The 15,671-nt window shown below is 32.4% G+C and carries 20 protein-coding genes; 6 read left to right on the top strand and 14 right to left on the bottom strand.

What is annotated here, in order from left to right; translation table 11 throughout:
* Nucleotides 1-48: 48 nt before the first annotated feature.
* From sigB to rsbV, 3 genes are read right to left on the bottom strand one after another with little or no spacing between them, the layout of a single operon-like run.
* Nucleotides 49-825, bottom strand: coding sequence for an RNA polymerase sigma factor SigB (sigB, locus tag ACODS7_RS07725; protein WP_002083014.1), 777 nt, complete (start codon nt 823-825; stop codon nt 49-51).
* Nucleotides 788-1,270 carry an anti-sigma B factor RsbW gene (gene rsbW, locus ACODS7_RS07730; protein WP_029442046.1) on the bottom strand — a complete coding sequence of 161 codons (483 nt, stop codon included), beginning with the start codon at nt 1,268-1,270 and terminating at the stop codon, nt 788-790. The genes sigB and rsbW overlap by 38 nt, the downstream gene beginning before the upstream one ends.
* 6 nt (nt 1,271-1,276) lie before the next feature.
* Nucleotides 1,277-1,615, bottom strand: a complete 339-nt coding sequence (gene rsbV, locus ACODS7_RS07735) for an anti sigma b factor antagonist RsbV (protein WP_029442045.1) — start codon at nt 1,613-1,615, stop codon at nt 1,277-1,279.
* Between the two features lie 196 nt (nt 1,616-1,811).
* Between rsbV and ACODS7_RS07740 the strand changes: the two genes are divergently transcribed.
* On the top strand, nt 1,812-2,012 hold the full coding sequence (locus tag ACODS7_RS07740) for a hypothetical protein (protein WP_029442044.1): 201 nt from the start codon (nt 1,812-1,814) through the stop codon (nt 2,010-2,012).
* 181 nt (nt 2,013-2,193) lie between these two features.
* Here ACODS7_RS07740 and ACODS7_RS07745 read toward each other — a convergent pair whose 3' ends face one another.
* The 3 genes from ACODS7_RS07745 to ACODS7_RS07755 all read right to left on the bottom strand — a co-directional run bounded on the left by ACODS7_RS07745 (nt 2,194) and on the right by ACODS7_RS07755 (nt 3,160).
* Nucleotides 2,194-2,445, bottom strand: coding sequence for a GlsB/YeaQ/YmgE family stress response membrane protein (locus tag ACODS7_RS07745; RefSeq protein ID WP_000522903.1), 252 nt, complete (start codon nt 2,443-2,445; stop codon nt 2,194-2,196).
* Between the two features lie 75 nt (nt 2,446-2,520).
* On the bottom strand, nt 2,521-2,721 hold the full coding sequence (locus ACODS7_RS07750) for a CsbD family protein (protein WP_029442042.1): 201 nt from the start codon (nt 2,719-2,721) through the stop codon (nt 2,521-2,523).
* Nucleotides 2,722-2,770: 49 nt separating this feature from the next.
* Entirely contained in the window at nt 2,771-3,160 is a 390-nt protein-coding gene (locus tag ACODS7_RS07755) for a YflT domain-containing protein (protein ID WP_048565188.1), read from the bottom strand.
* Between the two features lie 213 nt (nt 3,161-3,373).
* On the opposite strand from ACODS7_RS07755, the gene ACODS7_RS07760 reads away from it, so the two are divergent.
* Entirely contained in the window at nt 3,374-3,829 is a 456-nt protein-coding gene (locus tag ACODS7_RS07760; RefSeq protein WP_043938253.1) for a hypothetical protein, read from the top strand.
* 82 nt (nt 3,830-3,911) lie between these two features.
* On the opposite strand, the gene ACODS7_RS07765 is transcribed toward ACODS7_RS07760, so the two are convergent.
* Nucleotides 3,912-4,325 (bottom strand): hypothetical protein, encoded by a 414-nt coding sequence (locus ACODS7_RS07765; protein ID WP_016082627.1) that lies wholly within the window; start codon nt 4,323-4,325, stop codon nt 3,912-3,914.
* A gap of 325 nt (nt 4,326-4,650) precedes the next feature.
* On the opposite strand from ACODS7_RS07765, the gene ACODS7_RS07770 reads away from it, so the two are divergent.
* On the top strand, nt 4,651-4,758 hold the full coding sequence (locus ACODS7_RS07770; protein ID WP_000505670.1) for a YjcZ family sporulation protein: 108 nt from the start codon (nt 4,651-4,653) through the stop codon (nt 4,756-4,758).
* 314 nt (nt 4,759-5,072) lie between these two features.
* A complete protein-coding gene (locus ACODS7_RS07775; RefSeq protein WP_029443021.1) occupies nt 5,073-5,312 on the top strand; it encodes a DUF2798 domain-containing protein in 240 nt (79 codons plus the stop codon).
* A 322-nt stretch (nt 5,313-5,634) separates the two neighbouring features.
* Here the strand turns inward: ACODS7_RS07775 and ACODS7_RS07780 are convergent, their stop codons facing one another.
* Nucleotides 5,635-6,543 carry an alpha/beta fold hydrolase gene (locus ACODS7_RS07780; protein ID WP_243168368.1) on the bottom strand — a complete coding sequence of 303 codons (909 nt, stop codon included), beginning with the start codon at nt 6,541-6,543 and terminating at the stop codon, nt 5,635-5,637.
* A gap of 345 nt (nt 6,544-6,888) precedes the next feature.
* On the opposite strand from ACODS7_RS07780, the gene ACODS7_RS07785 reads away from it, so the two are divergent.
* Together ACODS7_RS07785 and ACODS7_RS07790 are read left to right on the top strand one after the other, a co-directional pair.
* Nucleotides 6,889-7,419: an RNA polymerase sigma factor SigX gene (locus ACODS7_RS07785; RefSeq protein ID WP_000955505.1), complete on the top strand. Its 531-nt coding sequence runs from the start codon at nt 6,889-6,891 to the stop codon at nt 7,417-7,419.
* Nucleotides 7,420-7,422: 3 nt separating this feature from the next.
* Entirely contained in the window at nt 7,423-8,400 is a 978-nt protein-coding gene (locus tag ACODS7_RS07790) for a DUF4179 domain-containing protein (RefSeq protein ID WP_000650404.1), read from the top strand.
* A 528-nt stretch (nt 8,401-8,928) separates the two neighbouring features.
* Here ACODS7_RS07790 and ACODS7_RS07795 read toward each other — a convergent pair.
* The 6 genes from ACODS7_RS07795 to ACODS7_RS07820 all read right to left on the bottom strand — a co-directional run bounded on the left by ACODS7_RS07795 (nt 8,929) and on the right by ACODS7_RS07820 (nt 14,418).
* A complete protein-coding gene (locus tag ACODS7_RS07795; protein WP_000583951.1) occupies nt 8,929-9,090 on the bottom strand; it encodes a hypothetical protein in 162 nt (53 codons plus the stop codon).
* Nucleotides 9,091-9,224: 134 nt separating this feature from the next.
* Entirely contained in the window at nt 9,225-9,836 is a 612-nt protein-coding gene (locus ACODS7_RS07800; RefSeq protein WP_002100804.1) for a DUF2812 domain-containing protein, read from the bottom strand.
* A 13-nt stretch (nt 9,837-9,849) separates the two neighbouring features.
* Complete coding sequence (locus tag ACODS7_RS07805; protein WP_001078063.1) at nt 9,850-10,164, bottom strand: PadR family transcriptional regulator; 315 nt, start codon at nt 10,162-10,164, stop codon at nt 9,850-9,852.
* Nucleotides 10,165-10,318: 154 nt separating this feature from the next.
* Nucleotides 10,319-10,963, bottom strand: coding sequence for a hypothetical protein (locus ACODS7_RS07810; protein WP_050842749.1), 645 nt, complete (start codon nt 10,961-10,963; stop codon nt 10,319-10,321).
* 125 nt (nt 10,964-11,088) lie between these two features.
* Complete coding sequence (locus tag ACODS7_RS07815; protein ID WP_224980763.1) at nt 11,089-12,822, bottom strand: S-layer homology domain-containing protein; 1,734 nt, start codon at nt 12,820-12,822, stop codon at nt 11,089-11,091.
* A gap of 255 nt (nt 12,823-13,077) precedes the next feature.
* Nucleotides 13,078-14,418, bottom strand: coding sequence for a C40 family peptidase (locus ACODS7_RS07820; protein WP_243168367.1), 1,341 nt, complete (start codon nt 14,416-14,418; stop codon nt 13,078-13,080).
* Between the last annotated feature and the right edge of the window lie 1,253 nt (nt 14,419-15,671).

Here is a 15,671-nt window from a genome sequence, read left to right on the forward strand (position 1 = left end):
TAATAAGTACCCCTTTTCTCATGTTTTAAACATAATTATTTTAAATTTTTATGTATCTAAAAATGCTGCTTGCTTCAATTTACTTATCGCTTGTCTTTTAATACGAGAAACGTGCATTTGTGAAATACCTAACCGTTCCCCTGTATCTTTTTGATTTAAATTTTCTCCAAATATATAATGAATAACGCTCTTTTCCGTATCATTTAATACGTTAAAAATATCCTCTAAAACGAGACGTCTTTCTGTCTGTTCATACCCTTGCTCTACTTCACCTACAGATTCAATTCTCGCTACCGAACTTCCATCCGATGAATTTTCAACTACATCATCTAAGGAAGATACTCGATAATTATTTTTAGCATCCATAATCTCTAGAACTTCCTCTTCCGATAGTCCTAAATGATTTGCAATTTCTATTATCTTCGGTGAACGTTGCAGGTGATCTGTTAACTCCTCTATCGCAAGTTTAATTTTCCCACCCAAATCTTTAATTCGCCTTGGAACGTGAATACCCCAAGTTTTATCACGTAAATACTTCTTTATTTCGCCTACTATTGTAGGTATTGCAAAAGGCTCAAAAGCATTCCCTATCGAATAATCATACCTTCTTATTGCGCCTAAGAGCCCTAACATCCCTACTTGTATAATATCCTCATGCATCGGCCCGCCTTTTGAATAGCGATATGCAATGGAATATACGAGATTTTTATAATGATCAACTAACCTTTCCTGCGCTTCATTACATTGGTTTTGTTGGAATTCTGCAATTAGCTTAATAACGTCTTCTTTAGTAAGAGTTGTAGGTTGAGATTGGATTTCCATCATTCTCCACCTGCTCTCTTTGTATATATTTTGTCATTAAAACTGTCATGCCCTCATCATGCATAATCTGTATATCATCCATTAACGTATTGATTAAATATAAACCTAAACCATTTTCCGGCAAATGTTCTACTGGTTTACTAATATCATACGGACCAACTTTCCTTTTTAAGCTGCTAAAATCAAAGCTAACCCCATTATCCGCAACCATAATTTCTAATCGATCTTCATATAAGCCAAAGACAATTGTAATTTCTCCGACGTCTTCTTTGTATGCATGTTGTACAATGTTTGTACATGCTTCACTAATAGCAATTTTCATATCTTCTATATCGTCATAAGCAAAGCCCATTCGATTCGCAACACCAGCCATTGTTAAACGAATAATAGCCACATATTCTGCCTTTGCAGGAATTTTCATTTCTATCTTTTCAAATTTCTCCATCATCCCTAGTCACCTTCTTTCTACTTTTTCAAAATCGGAATTCAAGTTTAATATTTCTGTTAACCCTGTAATATCAAATAATCTTTTTAATCTTTTAGATACACCGATAAACTCTAGCTTGCCATCATTTTTCTTAACTGCTTTTAATAGCGCTATAAAAACACCTAAACCAGTACTATCCATATAATCTACCTTGTTAAAATCTACTACGATATAAACCTCTTTCTCGCTTGCAATAGGCATAATCTTATTTTTTAAATCTGATGCCGTATACGCATCAATTTCACCATTAAGTTGTACCGTATAACCTACATCATTTTGCAAAATATTTATTTCCAAATTCATCATTTCCGCCCCCTTATCTCGAACTTTTACTATTTAATTACCCATAAAAATTAGTTTTAAACATATTTTTTTATTTTCATTATAAATAAATTTTCTACACCTTTCTCGGCTTAACACTTAAAAAATACTACCGAATGTTTAAACCTTATAAATTTGTGTATGTATAATGTATAAACATTATTTTTAGGGGGATCTATCTATGGAAGAGCACAACTTTAAAAAGGGAGATTTTGTTCAATTTTCTTATCGACACGATCATGCTACAACGTTAGTTGGTTCCATTATTAACATACTAACAAATACAATTGTAGTTGATATAGGTAATAGCGAGGACTTATCTCATATAGAACCGAGGCAGGTCGTAAGAATAAATAATTGTGAAAAAGTAACGATGGTTTAATACATAATAGAAAGTGTAATTTCAATGAGCGGGGGGCCTTCATCCCCCGCTCATTCCTATGCAGATTACATAAAAACAGCATCCAAATTAATTTAATTGGATGCTTTTTTATGTATATTTATCAGTTCATTCACTTTATAGTTATATATAATAAACTTAAGATTACTATTCATTATCATACTTACGCTTTCCGCAGCATTCTAGAGAAGAATGTAACGATTAAAATAAAGACGATTGCACCTAATAACGCTGGAAGAACAAAAATGCCTCCCCATTCAGGACCCCAATGACCAAATAATGCACTACCTACCCAAGATCCAATTAAACCAGCAATCACATTACCAACTATACCTAAAGGAAAGTCTTTTCCCGTAATCATTCCGGCTAACGCACCAATAAGTCCACCTACAATACACGTAATAATAAGTCCCACAATTAAACCTCCTATATTGTTTTTATATTTGATTTATCAAGCTTTGGTATGTAACCAAAGCTTGATAAACATGTATTATTCTTTATTATCCAACCCATCACTTATCTTTTGTTTCACTTTTCCGACTTTTTCTTTTATAGTTCCCTTCGTCTTCTCCCACTTTCCTTCATTTTTCAACTCTCTATCTTCAGTAATTTCACCAATCCCTTCTTTTACTTGTCCTTTTTTCTTTTCAACTTTACCTGTAATTTGTTCTTTTAGCCCGCTCTCACTCATATTTCCCATCTCCTTTTCATAATAGATTTATAGATTTAAAGGATACAAATTAAATAGAATACGTGCATCTTCTTTCTTGTAACCATTCACCAGCTCTTTCTAAATCCTTAACGAATAACAAGATTTTTCCTTCATCCAGCTTTTCTTCATAAAAGTTCGCTTCTTCCTCATTAAGCCCTAACTCTTGCATTTTATTTCTTAACTGATCTCCTGTTTTTTGAAAGACGTTAATAATGCTTGTCCCAAGTCCTTCCTCTTTTATCCCAATTGTATTCACGTCTGCATTATCTGCAATTCTATCTGTCCTCTCTTTCTCATGTGTTAACACATAAATATCTTTTTGTTCTATTCCTTTCTTCACTAGATCGTTTGCCGCATTCATGACCTCTTTCTCCGTAATAAATTCATATACAAAAGGTTTACTATACTTCGTTTCCATCTTTAACTTCCTCCTTTAAAATGAATTATTTGTTATATTATATGTAGTACACCCATTTTCAAAATGTTAAACATAAAATATGAAAAAAGTTATGTGAATTTTGATTTTAATAGAAAATGAACAACATCATTTACCACTTTAAAACATCTTCTCCTTACAATAACTACCTAAATTAACAGAATATTGTTATAATTAAACTTGAGGAGGGATACTATGAAAAAAATCATATCTATATGCGCTCTAGCCGCTCTATCTTTTACTTTAATAGGCTGTACAAACACCTCGGCTACAGATAAAACTTCGCAGGCTAAGCAAGAACATACACAAAATACATTTCAATTAAATTCCGCTAATATTACAGACATTGAAATACTCAAAACAACAAATAATACTACTTCCAAATCTCAAACAGACAATGAAGAAATGATAAAATCTATCGTTTCGGCAGTTCAAAATGGAACACCTAAAACTATCACTTTAGATCAAAAAAAGAAACAATCTGCGCATTCTACTATGACCGTTACATATAAAGATGACTCAAAAGAAGAATTTCTTGTTTGGATTGATAATAAGGAACAAATTACAATTGCTAAAGATGAGAAGAAAGATAAGGTAGAAAGTATGATCGTGAATATTAAAGATGCTAAAATGATGAAGGATTTCTTTTAAAATTCTAGTTAACGTAAAAAAAGAGTAGGATTACATCCTACTCTTTTTTTACTCATGCCCAATAAATAGACTTTTATAAAAGCTATTTAAGGTCTAATTTTGCTAAATCATGTTGTAAAACATTATTTCCTTCTTGTGGGTTAAATACGATTGCACTAAGACCAAAAACATTCGTAACAACATCTCTATCTTTCGGACGAATGATTCTTACTTCATAAGCAAAAAGTCTTGGAGGAAGAGCTGCTGAACGGAAAGTAACATATCGATTAGGTGGCAATGTTTGCGTTGAAGGGTCTATTAATGGTAACAATACCGGAGAACCAGATGACCAATCAAACATTTCAACAGTTACTCTACGAGTATCGTCAGGATCAACATTCATAGCATCCACAGTAAGAAATAACGTAGCGGAATGTCTACGTAATATACCCGTTGATAAAGTTTCATTATGATGTTCACAGCATTTTTTTGGAGGGTGACCATAGCCATAACTCATACCAATTCCCCCCTTTCATTTACAATTAAGGACAAGTATTCCTTATAATATATAATGCTAGTATTCTTTTATTGAAAGGTATAAAAGCGGATTTCCATCTATATTTTTAGATATTTTGTTTTTTATTTATTCGCTCTTAAAGAATAAAGTGAAACTTTAAATCAGCCCTCACCAATCGAGGTCTTACTCCCCGGCAAATAGCGGCATAAATCTATTTTGAAAAGGACCTGCTCCATTCATTCATAAAAGCATAAAGTAAATGGAATCCGTTAAAACACATGAGTGACCCCTTGGTTTTCCCTTCCTATTAAAAGGAGGAACTGTTATGGGCTTTGGTGGTAGTTGTGGCGGCTGTGGCTTCGCTGGAGGATTTGCTTTATTAGTTGTATTGTTCATTTTATTAATCATCGTTGGAGCTGCTTGCTTCTGCTAAAAAACTATCGGAAAAGACACTTTTATATGAGTGTCTTTTCTTCATAAAAAATACGCAATGTGCAGTTCAAGTGTAACTAATACTTTAAAGATGTAGTATTACATTCCCCCCTCCAAAATGAACTTCGATACTATAAATTTCGTTTAGTTGCAATCTTAAAATTTTAGTTTAATAGCAATATGGTGAAACCCTATTCCAGATAATATTGCTATTGCAGTAAAGTAAAACAAACTGGACAACCTAGATTTCAAACTGTAAGATTAGATGTTGGTGAAATCGGGCAGCAAAGCATATATAGAAAATAGGTGTTAATTTTGAAAATCAATAAAAAATTCGAACCAATAATTTTTAATATCTTTATGATTTTAGGTATATCTAGTATTATCTCTTTCGTCATGGTTTCAATGAATGTTGGATATACAGCTTTATTTCTCAAATTATGGATGAAAACATGGGGAATTGCTTTCGTACTTGCATTTTTAGCTTCTAAATTATTACCCTTTGTAGTTAAAAAGATAATGAAAATCTTCACTTTTGTTGAGAATGATGCTTAAGAATAAAGTGATGTACTACTCCTGTTCATTCCAGTTAAAAGAATTTATTATCACAAAAACTTAACCTAGTAAAATGTTTTAAATCGAAGGAAGACATCTTACAGATTGTCTTTTCTTTATAAGTAAAAAAAGCCCGCCTATTTCCATAGGCGGGCTTTATCTTTATTACACAATACGAAAGTATACTCTCTTTTTCACTGAAATTTTATGTAATTATACATATTCATGAAAATAGCAGAATTAAAATATGCCAAAATAAAAAATGAGCTAAATCTTCTAAATAGCTATAAGTTGTTATGACAACATATTTTCCACTTTCAACTTAGTTATCATTAGAATGTTTTTCTACAAAATCAAGGATTCTAGCATTAACTTCGTTAGAGAACTCACCATTTATTGCATGAGATGCATTTTTCCAATTAACTATATCAATATCTTTAACGTATTTTTTTCCAATTTCAACTGCTTTTACCGAATTGTGCATTGTACTTTTTTCAGCCATAAGTGCAAGCACTGGAATATCAATACTTTTTAAGTCCTCTTTACTAAATAGATCAGGCGCTGGCGTTTTCAGTTTATAGTTACGCATACCCGACTCGATTAACTTAGCGATAGGCTCATCGTCATTTGTTTCCGCTCCTCCAGAAACATAGCTTAACATCTTTTCTCTTAAAAACTTAGGTACAATAGGAACGGAAGCCGGAATAGATGCTAGAATCATCTTTATGGATATTTGCGCAAATACAAAGACTGGATCCAATAAACTAGCCGTAGCAATATGTTCAGGATTATATCTTGCCAAGTTCATTGCTGTCCAGCCTCCAATGGAGACACCGACGATATGCACTTTTTCTAAACCTAATCCTTCAATTACCTCATTTAACCATTCTGCTTGTTGTTTTTGGTTTTCAATCACCTTCGTTTGCACACTCATTCCAGGTTCACCGAGTAAATCTATCGTATAAACAGGCCTTTTTTCCCTTAACCCTTTTAAATTAGGTACCCACATTGGAGTAGATGCACCACGTCCAGGGAGTAAGAGTATTGGTTCCTTATGTTTGTTTTCCTCTTTAGTAAAATAATAAGCACGAATTGTGCCATATTTCGTTTTTATATCTTTCATATCGTTAGGTTTTGGAAGAAGTGCCATTGATTCATCGTAGGCAATTTGAAAGTCTTCCTTTCCTTTTTCAGATATAAAGTGACCAATCTTATTATCATCTCTCTTCATTTGAATTCCTCCTTTCTACAAATATATGGATGAACTTTATCTATATATTCATGGTAATCATCCATTGAATTTTTATCTTCTTTAAGACAAGACTCTTATTTAGAAAAAAGAAAATCGTACGTTTAAATGCAATTTGGCAACAAACTAACTGTTTTCTTGTACATTAATAGACAACTACTGCAAGAGTTATAGTTTTTATGTTTTCATTTATCTTTTAATCAGATGAATGCTTTTTTAGTACATAATAAAAAATATAAAAAAATATCCAGAAAAACTGTCACAAAATCTGTTTTTCTGGTTTCTCTATAATACAGGTATCAAATTGAAAGTGAGGTTTAAACGAACATGTTAACCATAGAAAATGAAGAAAGTCATGCTTCTGATATGACCTTTGAAGATTTATTTAAGCAGTACTATGCTTACGCTGTGAAACAAATCATCTGGATTGTTAAAGATCAATCTATCGCTGAAGAGTTAGCGCAAGAAGTATTTTTACAATTATATCGTAGCGATTGGAAAGGAATTGAAAACATACCTGGATGGTTGATTAAATCTTCTACTTATGTAGCCTATAACCATTTTCGATCTGAAAAAAGGCAACAAGCGAAGATTGATAAAGAAATCCAATACCATGAAGTACAAAATGTTTCATCATTAGACGATGATTGGATAAGAAAAGAAGAAATTACAAAGGTCCAAACGATACTAAATAAAATGAATGATCGAGAACGAACCCTTTTACTAATGAAATTCTCTGGTTTTCAATATAAAGAAATTGCAGAAGTACTTCAAATTGAAATATCTTCTATTGGAACATTATTAGTCCGAGCCAAAATGAAATTTCGCAAGATTTATAAACAAATGGAGGAGGCATAACAAATGAAATGTTATGATATCGGGTTTATTCAAACATATATTGATGGAGAACTTTCTCATGATATAAGAAAGGAATTCACAAAGCACCTAGATACATGTGAAGCATGCCAAGATTTATTAATAGAAATTAGTAAATTAAATCAATGGGAAAACGTAATGCTAGATGAAGAATCTGCAAATTCACCACAAGAAATCAAAATTGATATAGAACAAGCATGGAAAACATTTGAAAGTCGTTCCAAGTTAGACAATGTTTCTAATATAAATCACAAAAAGCAACAAAAGAAGGGAATCTTTACAAACATGAGTAAAAAATCAAAACGTTTCATTTATACAGCAGTAGCTGCAGCAGCACTTTTCACAACAGCAATGATTCCACAAGTACAAGTAGCGGCTACAAATGTTGCTTCATATTTTTCTGATGCAATTACAAATGATAAAGTTGTAAATGAAGGAATAGGAGATGAAAATGGTGTCATACAAGATATGATGAAGAATGGTAAATATATTCCTATTGATGAAAAAATTACAGATCAAAGTATTACTGTACATCTCAAAGAATTATTTATCGCAGATTCACGTATATCAGTTCATTATAGAATGGAAAAAGCTGACGGAAGTTTAGTACCATTCGAATTTGATACATCAGGATTAGATCTTGAAAGTGATGGTAAAATTAATGGACAACAAGAAGAAAACCCTGAGATTAAAAATGACGGGAGACTATCATTTATCCATGATTCAGATGATCGTCTTCCTTTTGAACTTATGGCAGCAGGTAAAAAATTAAATGATGTAGGCATTCGTGATAATGATAAACCTGAAGGTGTTGCTACATTTGTTATAGATTCTAAAGGAAAAGACGCTTTTAAACAGCCCCTTACTTTAGACGTAAATATAACTAGAATTGGAAAAATAATTGGATCTTGGAAAGCTCAAATTCCAATTGATACTTCACATTTGAAAAATAATGCGAATTAACATGAAACAAAGAATAGAACAATATGTATCTAATTCTCAGTTTATATGTTTTCTTGTTTTCGTGACTTTTATTTCTTATATAGTTTTTACTCTATCTTTTATTTATGATTTAAGACCATTATAAGAAAAAGCTCTCTAAAAAAGTAGGGAAATAAATAACCGGTTTCTTAACGTATAAGGAATCGGTTATTTTGTATTTAAAATGCGTCTAAACGTACAATTTTCTTTTTATAAAAAAGAATAGACACCCTAAGGTGCCTTCCTCCGACTTGAACCATCTTAATTTTAATAATATGTATTGGACTCCCGTCCAACTATTATTTTACCACGTTAAGTTGTTTTATTTATTGAGAAATACAATAATTTATTTATGCTGGCCCTCTGTATTAGTTCATTTTGTAGTCCATGCAGCAATTAACAAAAGAACAATAGTAGTGAAAATGTTGATGAGCATTTTTATTAAACTACGCATAGGTAGAAAAGCAGATATATACTTCTCTACCTATCTTAATGTTATTCTTGTTTTAATTATATATATAAAGAAATTAAACCGGCTATAACAATCAATGGAAGGATTACTGCAAGTTTATTTTGTAGAGGGACACGTTTGTCTGGGACTCCTGGATGGATAACAAAGGCAAGTAAAACAATTGCTCCAATAATACCTAAAAGTATATTAATGATAATCATCCTCCTAAGGAATATTATCAAAATGATATCATATTTAAACATAAACAAAAAGGAATTAATGCTAATGATTACCAAATTCCCTATTTATACATTAAAAAACCCTCAAAGCATCTACTTTAAGGGGATTTCTCCTATCATCTTCTCTCTTCATACAATCGATTCGCTTTATACGAGCAAACGAAAAACATACATGTCGCAACGGGGATAAATGTCAAAAAAAGTCCTCTCATTAATGCAAATGGCGTTTCAAATAAGAATGACCATAGAAATGATACACCTTGCTTATCCCATAATCCTGGCGTCAAGTATAGTTCTTTCGGATTTACAAAGGCTCCTAAATTCATTGTATTACTATACATAAATAAAAATAATATCGGCAAATAACAGATTGCTAATTCTAAAAATGTTTTAGATAGACGCTTATACTTCCCTGCCCGTGACATTGGATCTGAAAAAATGTCATCTTCACTTTCTTCATCTACCTTTTTAAAATATTGCGTACCTGACCACCGATTACCAGCTATATGCTCCCAGCCACTATCTTCAAATAATGTGCAGTAATTAATAAAATCACTTTTTCTACTAAATACTCTATGGTCTATTTTAATCGTCGCATCTTCCGGTTCTGTATATCTAAATGTATAACCAAATGTATTACTTTCTAGTTGATAACCTTTCCAAGCCATCTCTTCTAACCATTTTTCCTCTTTCTCAAAATCTAAAAAGAATTTCAATCTCCACATCATCATTTCCCCCTAACTATACGTGTAATAAACTTTTTGTAACCGCAATAATATGCTGCATTCTCATAAAGTCTAAGTGTAATACTTCTTTCCCTCGTTCCGTAATGACATACACTTTTCTTCGTTTATCTTCACTTTTTACTGATTCTATTAATCCTTGTTTTAATAAATTTTCAACCGCGCCATACAGTGTACCCGCTGCGATTTTCACTTGATGATTACTCAGTTCCTCTACCTTTTGCATAATTAAATAACCATGGGCTGGTTCTAATAAAGCTAAAAGAACGTAATACGTTGTTTCCGTTAATGGTAAATTTTTATCTCTATTCATAAAGACCTCCAATGTAACGATAAGTATATAGCTAAACTATATAGTTCAACTGAATAGTTTCATTTTATACAGTCAGACTGTACATGTCAAATGTAGGAATAACTTTATAACCCAAAACAAAAACGCTACCTTTTTAAAAGATAGCGTTTTTGTTTTACCCTTGCTTATTCTTCGCCTTCATTTGCTCTTCATAAACAAACTTCGCGGTCATAAAGTCGTTAGGAAAATCTCCCAATGCCTTCTTCATCACGTTCAATTCTTCTTGTGATTTAATCTCTACTCCGTTTAAGAAATCAAATGCTTTTGATTGTTCCTCCGCAACAAAGTTTTGTGTCATATAGTCATCTTGGAAGTCTTGCTTCGCTTTTTCTTTCACTTTGTTCATTGCATCTGTTTTGTTTATGCTTTTCATAGGGTTTTCGAATGCTCCAGTAGGTTGTTCCGGTTTTGGCTCTTCTTTCTTTTCCGGCTGTTGCGCTGGTGCTGGTTGTTGTGGTTCTTGCTTTGGTTGTTCTTGTTGAACCGGCTGCTGCGCTACTTGTTGCTCTTTTTTCGCTAACTCATCTTTTAACTTCTTCACTTGCTCATCAAGAGATTTTTTTTCAGTTTCTAACACACTCATATCACTTTTCAACTTTTGCGTCTCTTCAAAATGTTCATCTACTAATTTATTATATTCTTTCTCAGAGTACATTTTTTCACTGGTTGATGTCGTTTTCTCTTTCGTAACAACTACATTAATAATTATAAATAAGGCTACAATTCCTATTAACGCAGCGAAAATCTTCTTTTTATTCATGATTAATCCTCCAAAATGTAAAATTTCAAAAATTATCATAACAGACCAATCCGCTTTCACCTGTCATATTTTGTCGAATCAATATAATAAAAAAAAGCATCTGAAACAGATGCTTTTTCTCATTCTTAATACGTAAACGTAATTGTCACTAAAGAATACCCTTCTTTCGCATTGTAAGGCTCCGCTTTATAAGAAACTCGATTTGCCCCTTGCGGATAATCGATTTCGCCAATTGCCTTTTTCACATCTTGCAGTGCACCATTCATTGATTGCTTGTACAGCACTTCAATTTTCTCTGGTTTCGCACTATAACGCTGCTGCATTTTATTTTTTAATTCAGTATAGTTGTTTACGATATATTCATTTCCTAAATAGTTTAACTTTGTATCTTTTAATATTTGCTGATATGCAGGCGTTTTCGTACTACCTGCCGCAATTTTGTTTGTCAGTGTACTATAATAATTTGTTGTAGCTTGCGGATAGTCTCCGCGATTCCACTCATGATTTCTTGCGATTTGTTCATCTGATAAATTGAAATACGAATACGTTACGCGGCCCTGCTCATCTGGAACCGGATCATCGAATGTTGTATCAAGGTGATACCATTTGTTTTCGATTTTCACTAAATTCCAAGCATGAGGTTGTCCGTCCCCAGTTCCTGTCACGAAATGATTTTCAATTCCTGCTTCCTTTAATAATTGATAAGTTAATAGTGCGTAACCTTGGCAAACCGCAGAACGATTTACAAGTGCTTCATATGCTGTGTAAGCTTTATAAGACGTATCATAAGAAACATGTTTTACTACGTAATCATGAATCGCCTTCACTTTTTCGTGATCATCCATTCCAATTTGAGTAATAGAAGAAACGATTGCTTTCGCTTGTTTCATGACATATTCCGTCTGTTCTTTCGTTTCACGATATGTAATCTTAAGCGTAAATGTATAATTTCCAGGTGATCCAGAAAGTCCATATGAAACATTCGATCTATTATAATTTGTATACTCATTTTTACTTGCAACTTCTTTATATGCGTTAAAAAGTGTATTCATCACTTCGTCTGTATTATTATTTTTCGTTTTATATGGAAGTGTAATAGTCGTTTCATACGTATTAATACGCTTTTGTACTTCCTCTTTAAAAGCTGTTAATAATGCCGCATCTCCTGTGTCTTTCACATCAGCATTTTTATACTTCAAAGTTTTATATAAAAACTGCGCATACTGTTCACGTGTTACTGTACCATACGGTTCAAAATTCCCGTTCCCTGTGCCATCTGCGATTCCATTTGACTGCACTGCACTAATTGCGTTTTCTGCCCAAAATGGATTTGGAACATCCTTAAAGGTATGTTTTTGTTTTGCCGCAAGATGGAAAGCATTTGTAAGAATTTGTGCCATTTCCGCACGACTCACAGAAGCTTTCGGTCTAAATTGGCCATTTTCATCACCTTTAAAAACTCCTAAATTCGTTAAAGTTAATACCTCTTCTGGAAACATTGTAGAACTTTGATTAATATCACCGTAAGGATTTTTAAACGTAGACCCATCCTTTAATACGTAACGAGTTCCATCATTACTAAACGAACCGCCTTGTTTATTCGGTACTAACACTCGATAAATTAAAGCCGCAACTTGCTCCCTTGTCGCAACATCTCCAAAACCAAATATCCCATTTCCATAACCGGAAATAATATTCTTACTCGCTAAATCTTTAATCGCAGGATATGACCAATGTGATGTCGGTACATCAGAAAAAACACCCACTTCAGCAGCTTTCACATCGCTGCCATTTGTATATAACAACGCACCACCAATAAGTGATAATGATGTAATTGATTTTAATAGTTTTGTATACATAATGTCTTCTCCCAATACGCTCTCTATTTTTGTTGGTTTATGTCGAAAAATCTAAAAATATGACAAAATATATTATACAATTAAAAGTTTTTGATGGATATATTGAATTTTAAAATATGCAAAAATTCATATTAATATATTTTTCCGTATTAATATTATGTTGTTTTTCTTTTGAATATATAAGTAGTCAAACCAACACAAATAATAAAAAGACAGCTATCCGTAGATAACTGTCTTTTATTGAATCCAATTTAATTATTTTGAAAATCTAGCATACCCCAAGAAATGCTTTTGAGTGTATGGACTATTTATCTTACTTTTAATTACACCTGTTGTTTCGTCAGCAGCATGAATATATTCACCATTCCCTAAATATATTCCTAAATGAGAAGGACCCGCTTTATATGTATTCTGTAAGAATACTAAATCTCCTGGTTGAGGATCACTTATTTTTGTAACCATTCCCCAATATCCAGCTACACTTGTTCTTCCAATATTGTATCCATTATTTTTAAATACATAATAAATAAAGCCGCTACAATCAAATGAATTAGGTCCACTATTTCCAAATACATATGGTTTTCCTAATTGTTTTAAAGCAAGGTCAACCACTCCAGAATTACCAGAATCCGTTTGATTTAGATTAATCCACTTGTCGCCTTCCCACGTTTTAATTTTCAACCATCCACTAGTTGTTCCATCTATTATTCTAAAATTCTGTGGACTATATAATGCTCCAGCGTTTGCTTTTGTTGAACTAAATGAAGGTTCGTTATACGCATAGAAAGATTTATTTATAAATCTTTCTTCTCCATCTAGATTCATCCATTTCTCGCCTTCCCATGTTTTAACCTTTAACCATCCACTAGTTGTCCCATCCACAACTCTAAAATTCTGTGGACTATATAATGCTCCAGCGTTTGCTTTTGCTGCATTAAATGAAGCTTCGTTATACGCATAGAATGATTTGTTTATGAATCTTTCTTCTCCATCTGGATTAATCCATTTATGCCCTTCATAAGTACTTACCTTCATCCAGCCATTGTCTTTTTGTTCTAATACTCTCCAATTTTGTGGATTATGTGGCGACCCATTATTTGCTTTTGTCGCGTTAAACGAAGGTTCATTATATGCATAAATTGTTTTGTTGACGGTAATTTGTTGAACCGTAGGATTCATCCATTTTTCGCCTTCCCACGTCTTAAATTTAAGCCAACCATCTGTCGTTCCATCTACTATTCTAAATGTTTGTCGCCCGTACTGAGCTCCAGCATTTGCAACTTTTGATGAGAAGGAAGGTTCATCATATCCATAGAAATCTCCCATGACACGTTCTTCCCCATTCAAGTTAATCCAAACTGGACCTTCCCATGTTTCAATCTTCCACCAGCCATTATCTCTTTTTTCCATAACTCCTACATTTTGAGCACCATACTCTGCTCCGCCATTTGTTTTAGCTGAATTAAAAGATGGTTCCTTATACCCATAGAATGATTGATTCACATATTCTGAATTACTAGCAGCGTGAGTTACCATACTAAATGTAGAAATAGATAAAATGAGAATTAATAGCAATGATATGCCTTTTTTAAACATATAAATTTTTCACCTCTCACTTTTTATAACAATATATCGCCATAAGTACATTAACATAAATTTCTTTATTTATCTATAATTTACCATATAGGTTGGTAAGCAATTTAGATTACTATATTTCTTTTAAACCCTCTCCATTCAAGGCATGATTGGGTTCAATGTAATACGAAATACAAAATATGCAATATTGCATATTTTGTATTTTTTATATTAAATTATTAATCTATTCCTTTCTTATACATCAGTATCTAATTTTTGCTAGTTGCTCTTCTTTTTAAAATAACTATTTTGTTCACTTTTTTGATAAATCTACGAAACATTTCTCTGTTATCTTCATTAAGTTCTTTTCTTTTTATAATGTTGTGCGAGATATACCAACATAGGAAGCTCTAGCCCCCTAATCCTAGGGCTTCTTTTTTAATAAGGATTTTATGCATTTTATTATTCCCACCAACTTTTAAATTTTATATTCAATATATAATTATATTTGATTTAAAATATATCGATGAAACGTCACGTTTTTCAAATACAACATTTTTTGATGACCTTTAATACATAAAATGTTGTTATCAAGTCGGAGTAAAGCACCTTTGGATGTCTTTTCTTTTGTACATTATATCCACCCTTTTGCTTACAACGGCGACGAGGAGCGGGTTTTTTGTTATCTTTTTCTAAAATTTGTTTCCTAAAAACATACGCAGAAACTTTACGTACAATGGTTTTCACAAATTCTTTTAGAAGTTCAAACAAAACTCCATTAGAGATAGTTTTATTAAATTTTTCACTACTAGCCGTAAAAATATCTTATAATCTCTATATAACAAATTAATGTATTAGGGGTAGATAAAATGCCAGTTACACTCGAACTTATTCTTTTCATTCTTATAGCAATTAGTGCTGTTGGCTATTTAATAAAAGAATTTCAAAAAACTAGGAAACGAACACTTGGAATTTCACTAGAATTTTTAGTTCTTTTCTGGTCAATATGGAGAATATCAACTATCATAATCTAATTTATAAAATATGAATTCCTTCGAATGAAGTGAAACTCTAATCAGTGGGGGTATTATGGGATAAATTTACCAGTATTTTTACCACAACATTCATGTTAAAATCCCTTGTGAGTACGACATAACTCGACCTTATGAAGCTCCGCAACTTTTATCGCGGAGCTTTTTTTATTAAAATTAACGCTTTTGTTCACTTTTTTGATACATTTACGAAACATTCATATGTTACGTTATATAAGTCCT

This window comes from Bacillus sp. FG16 (assembly GCF_057809515.1).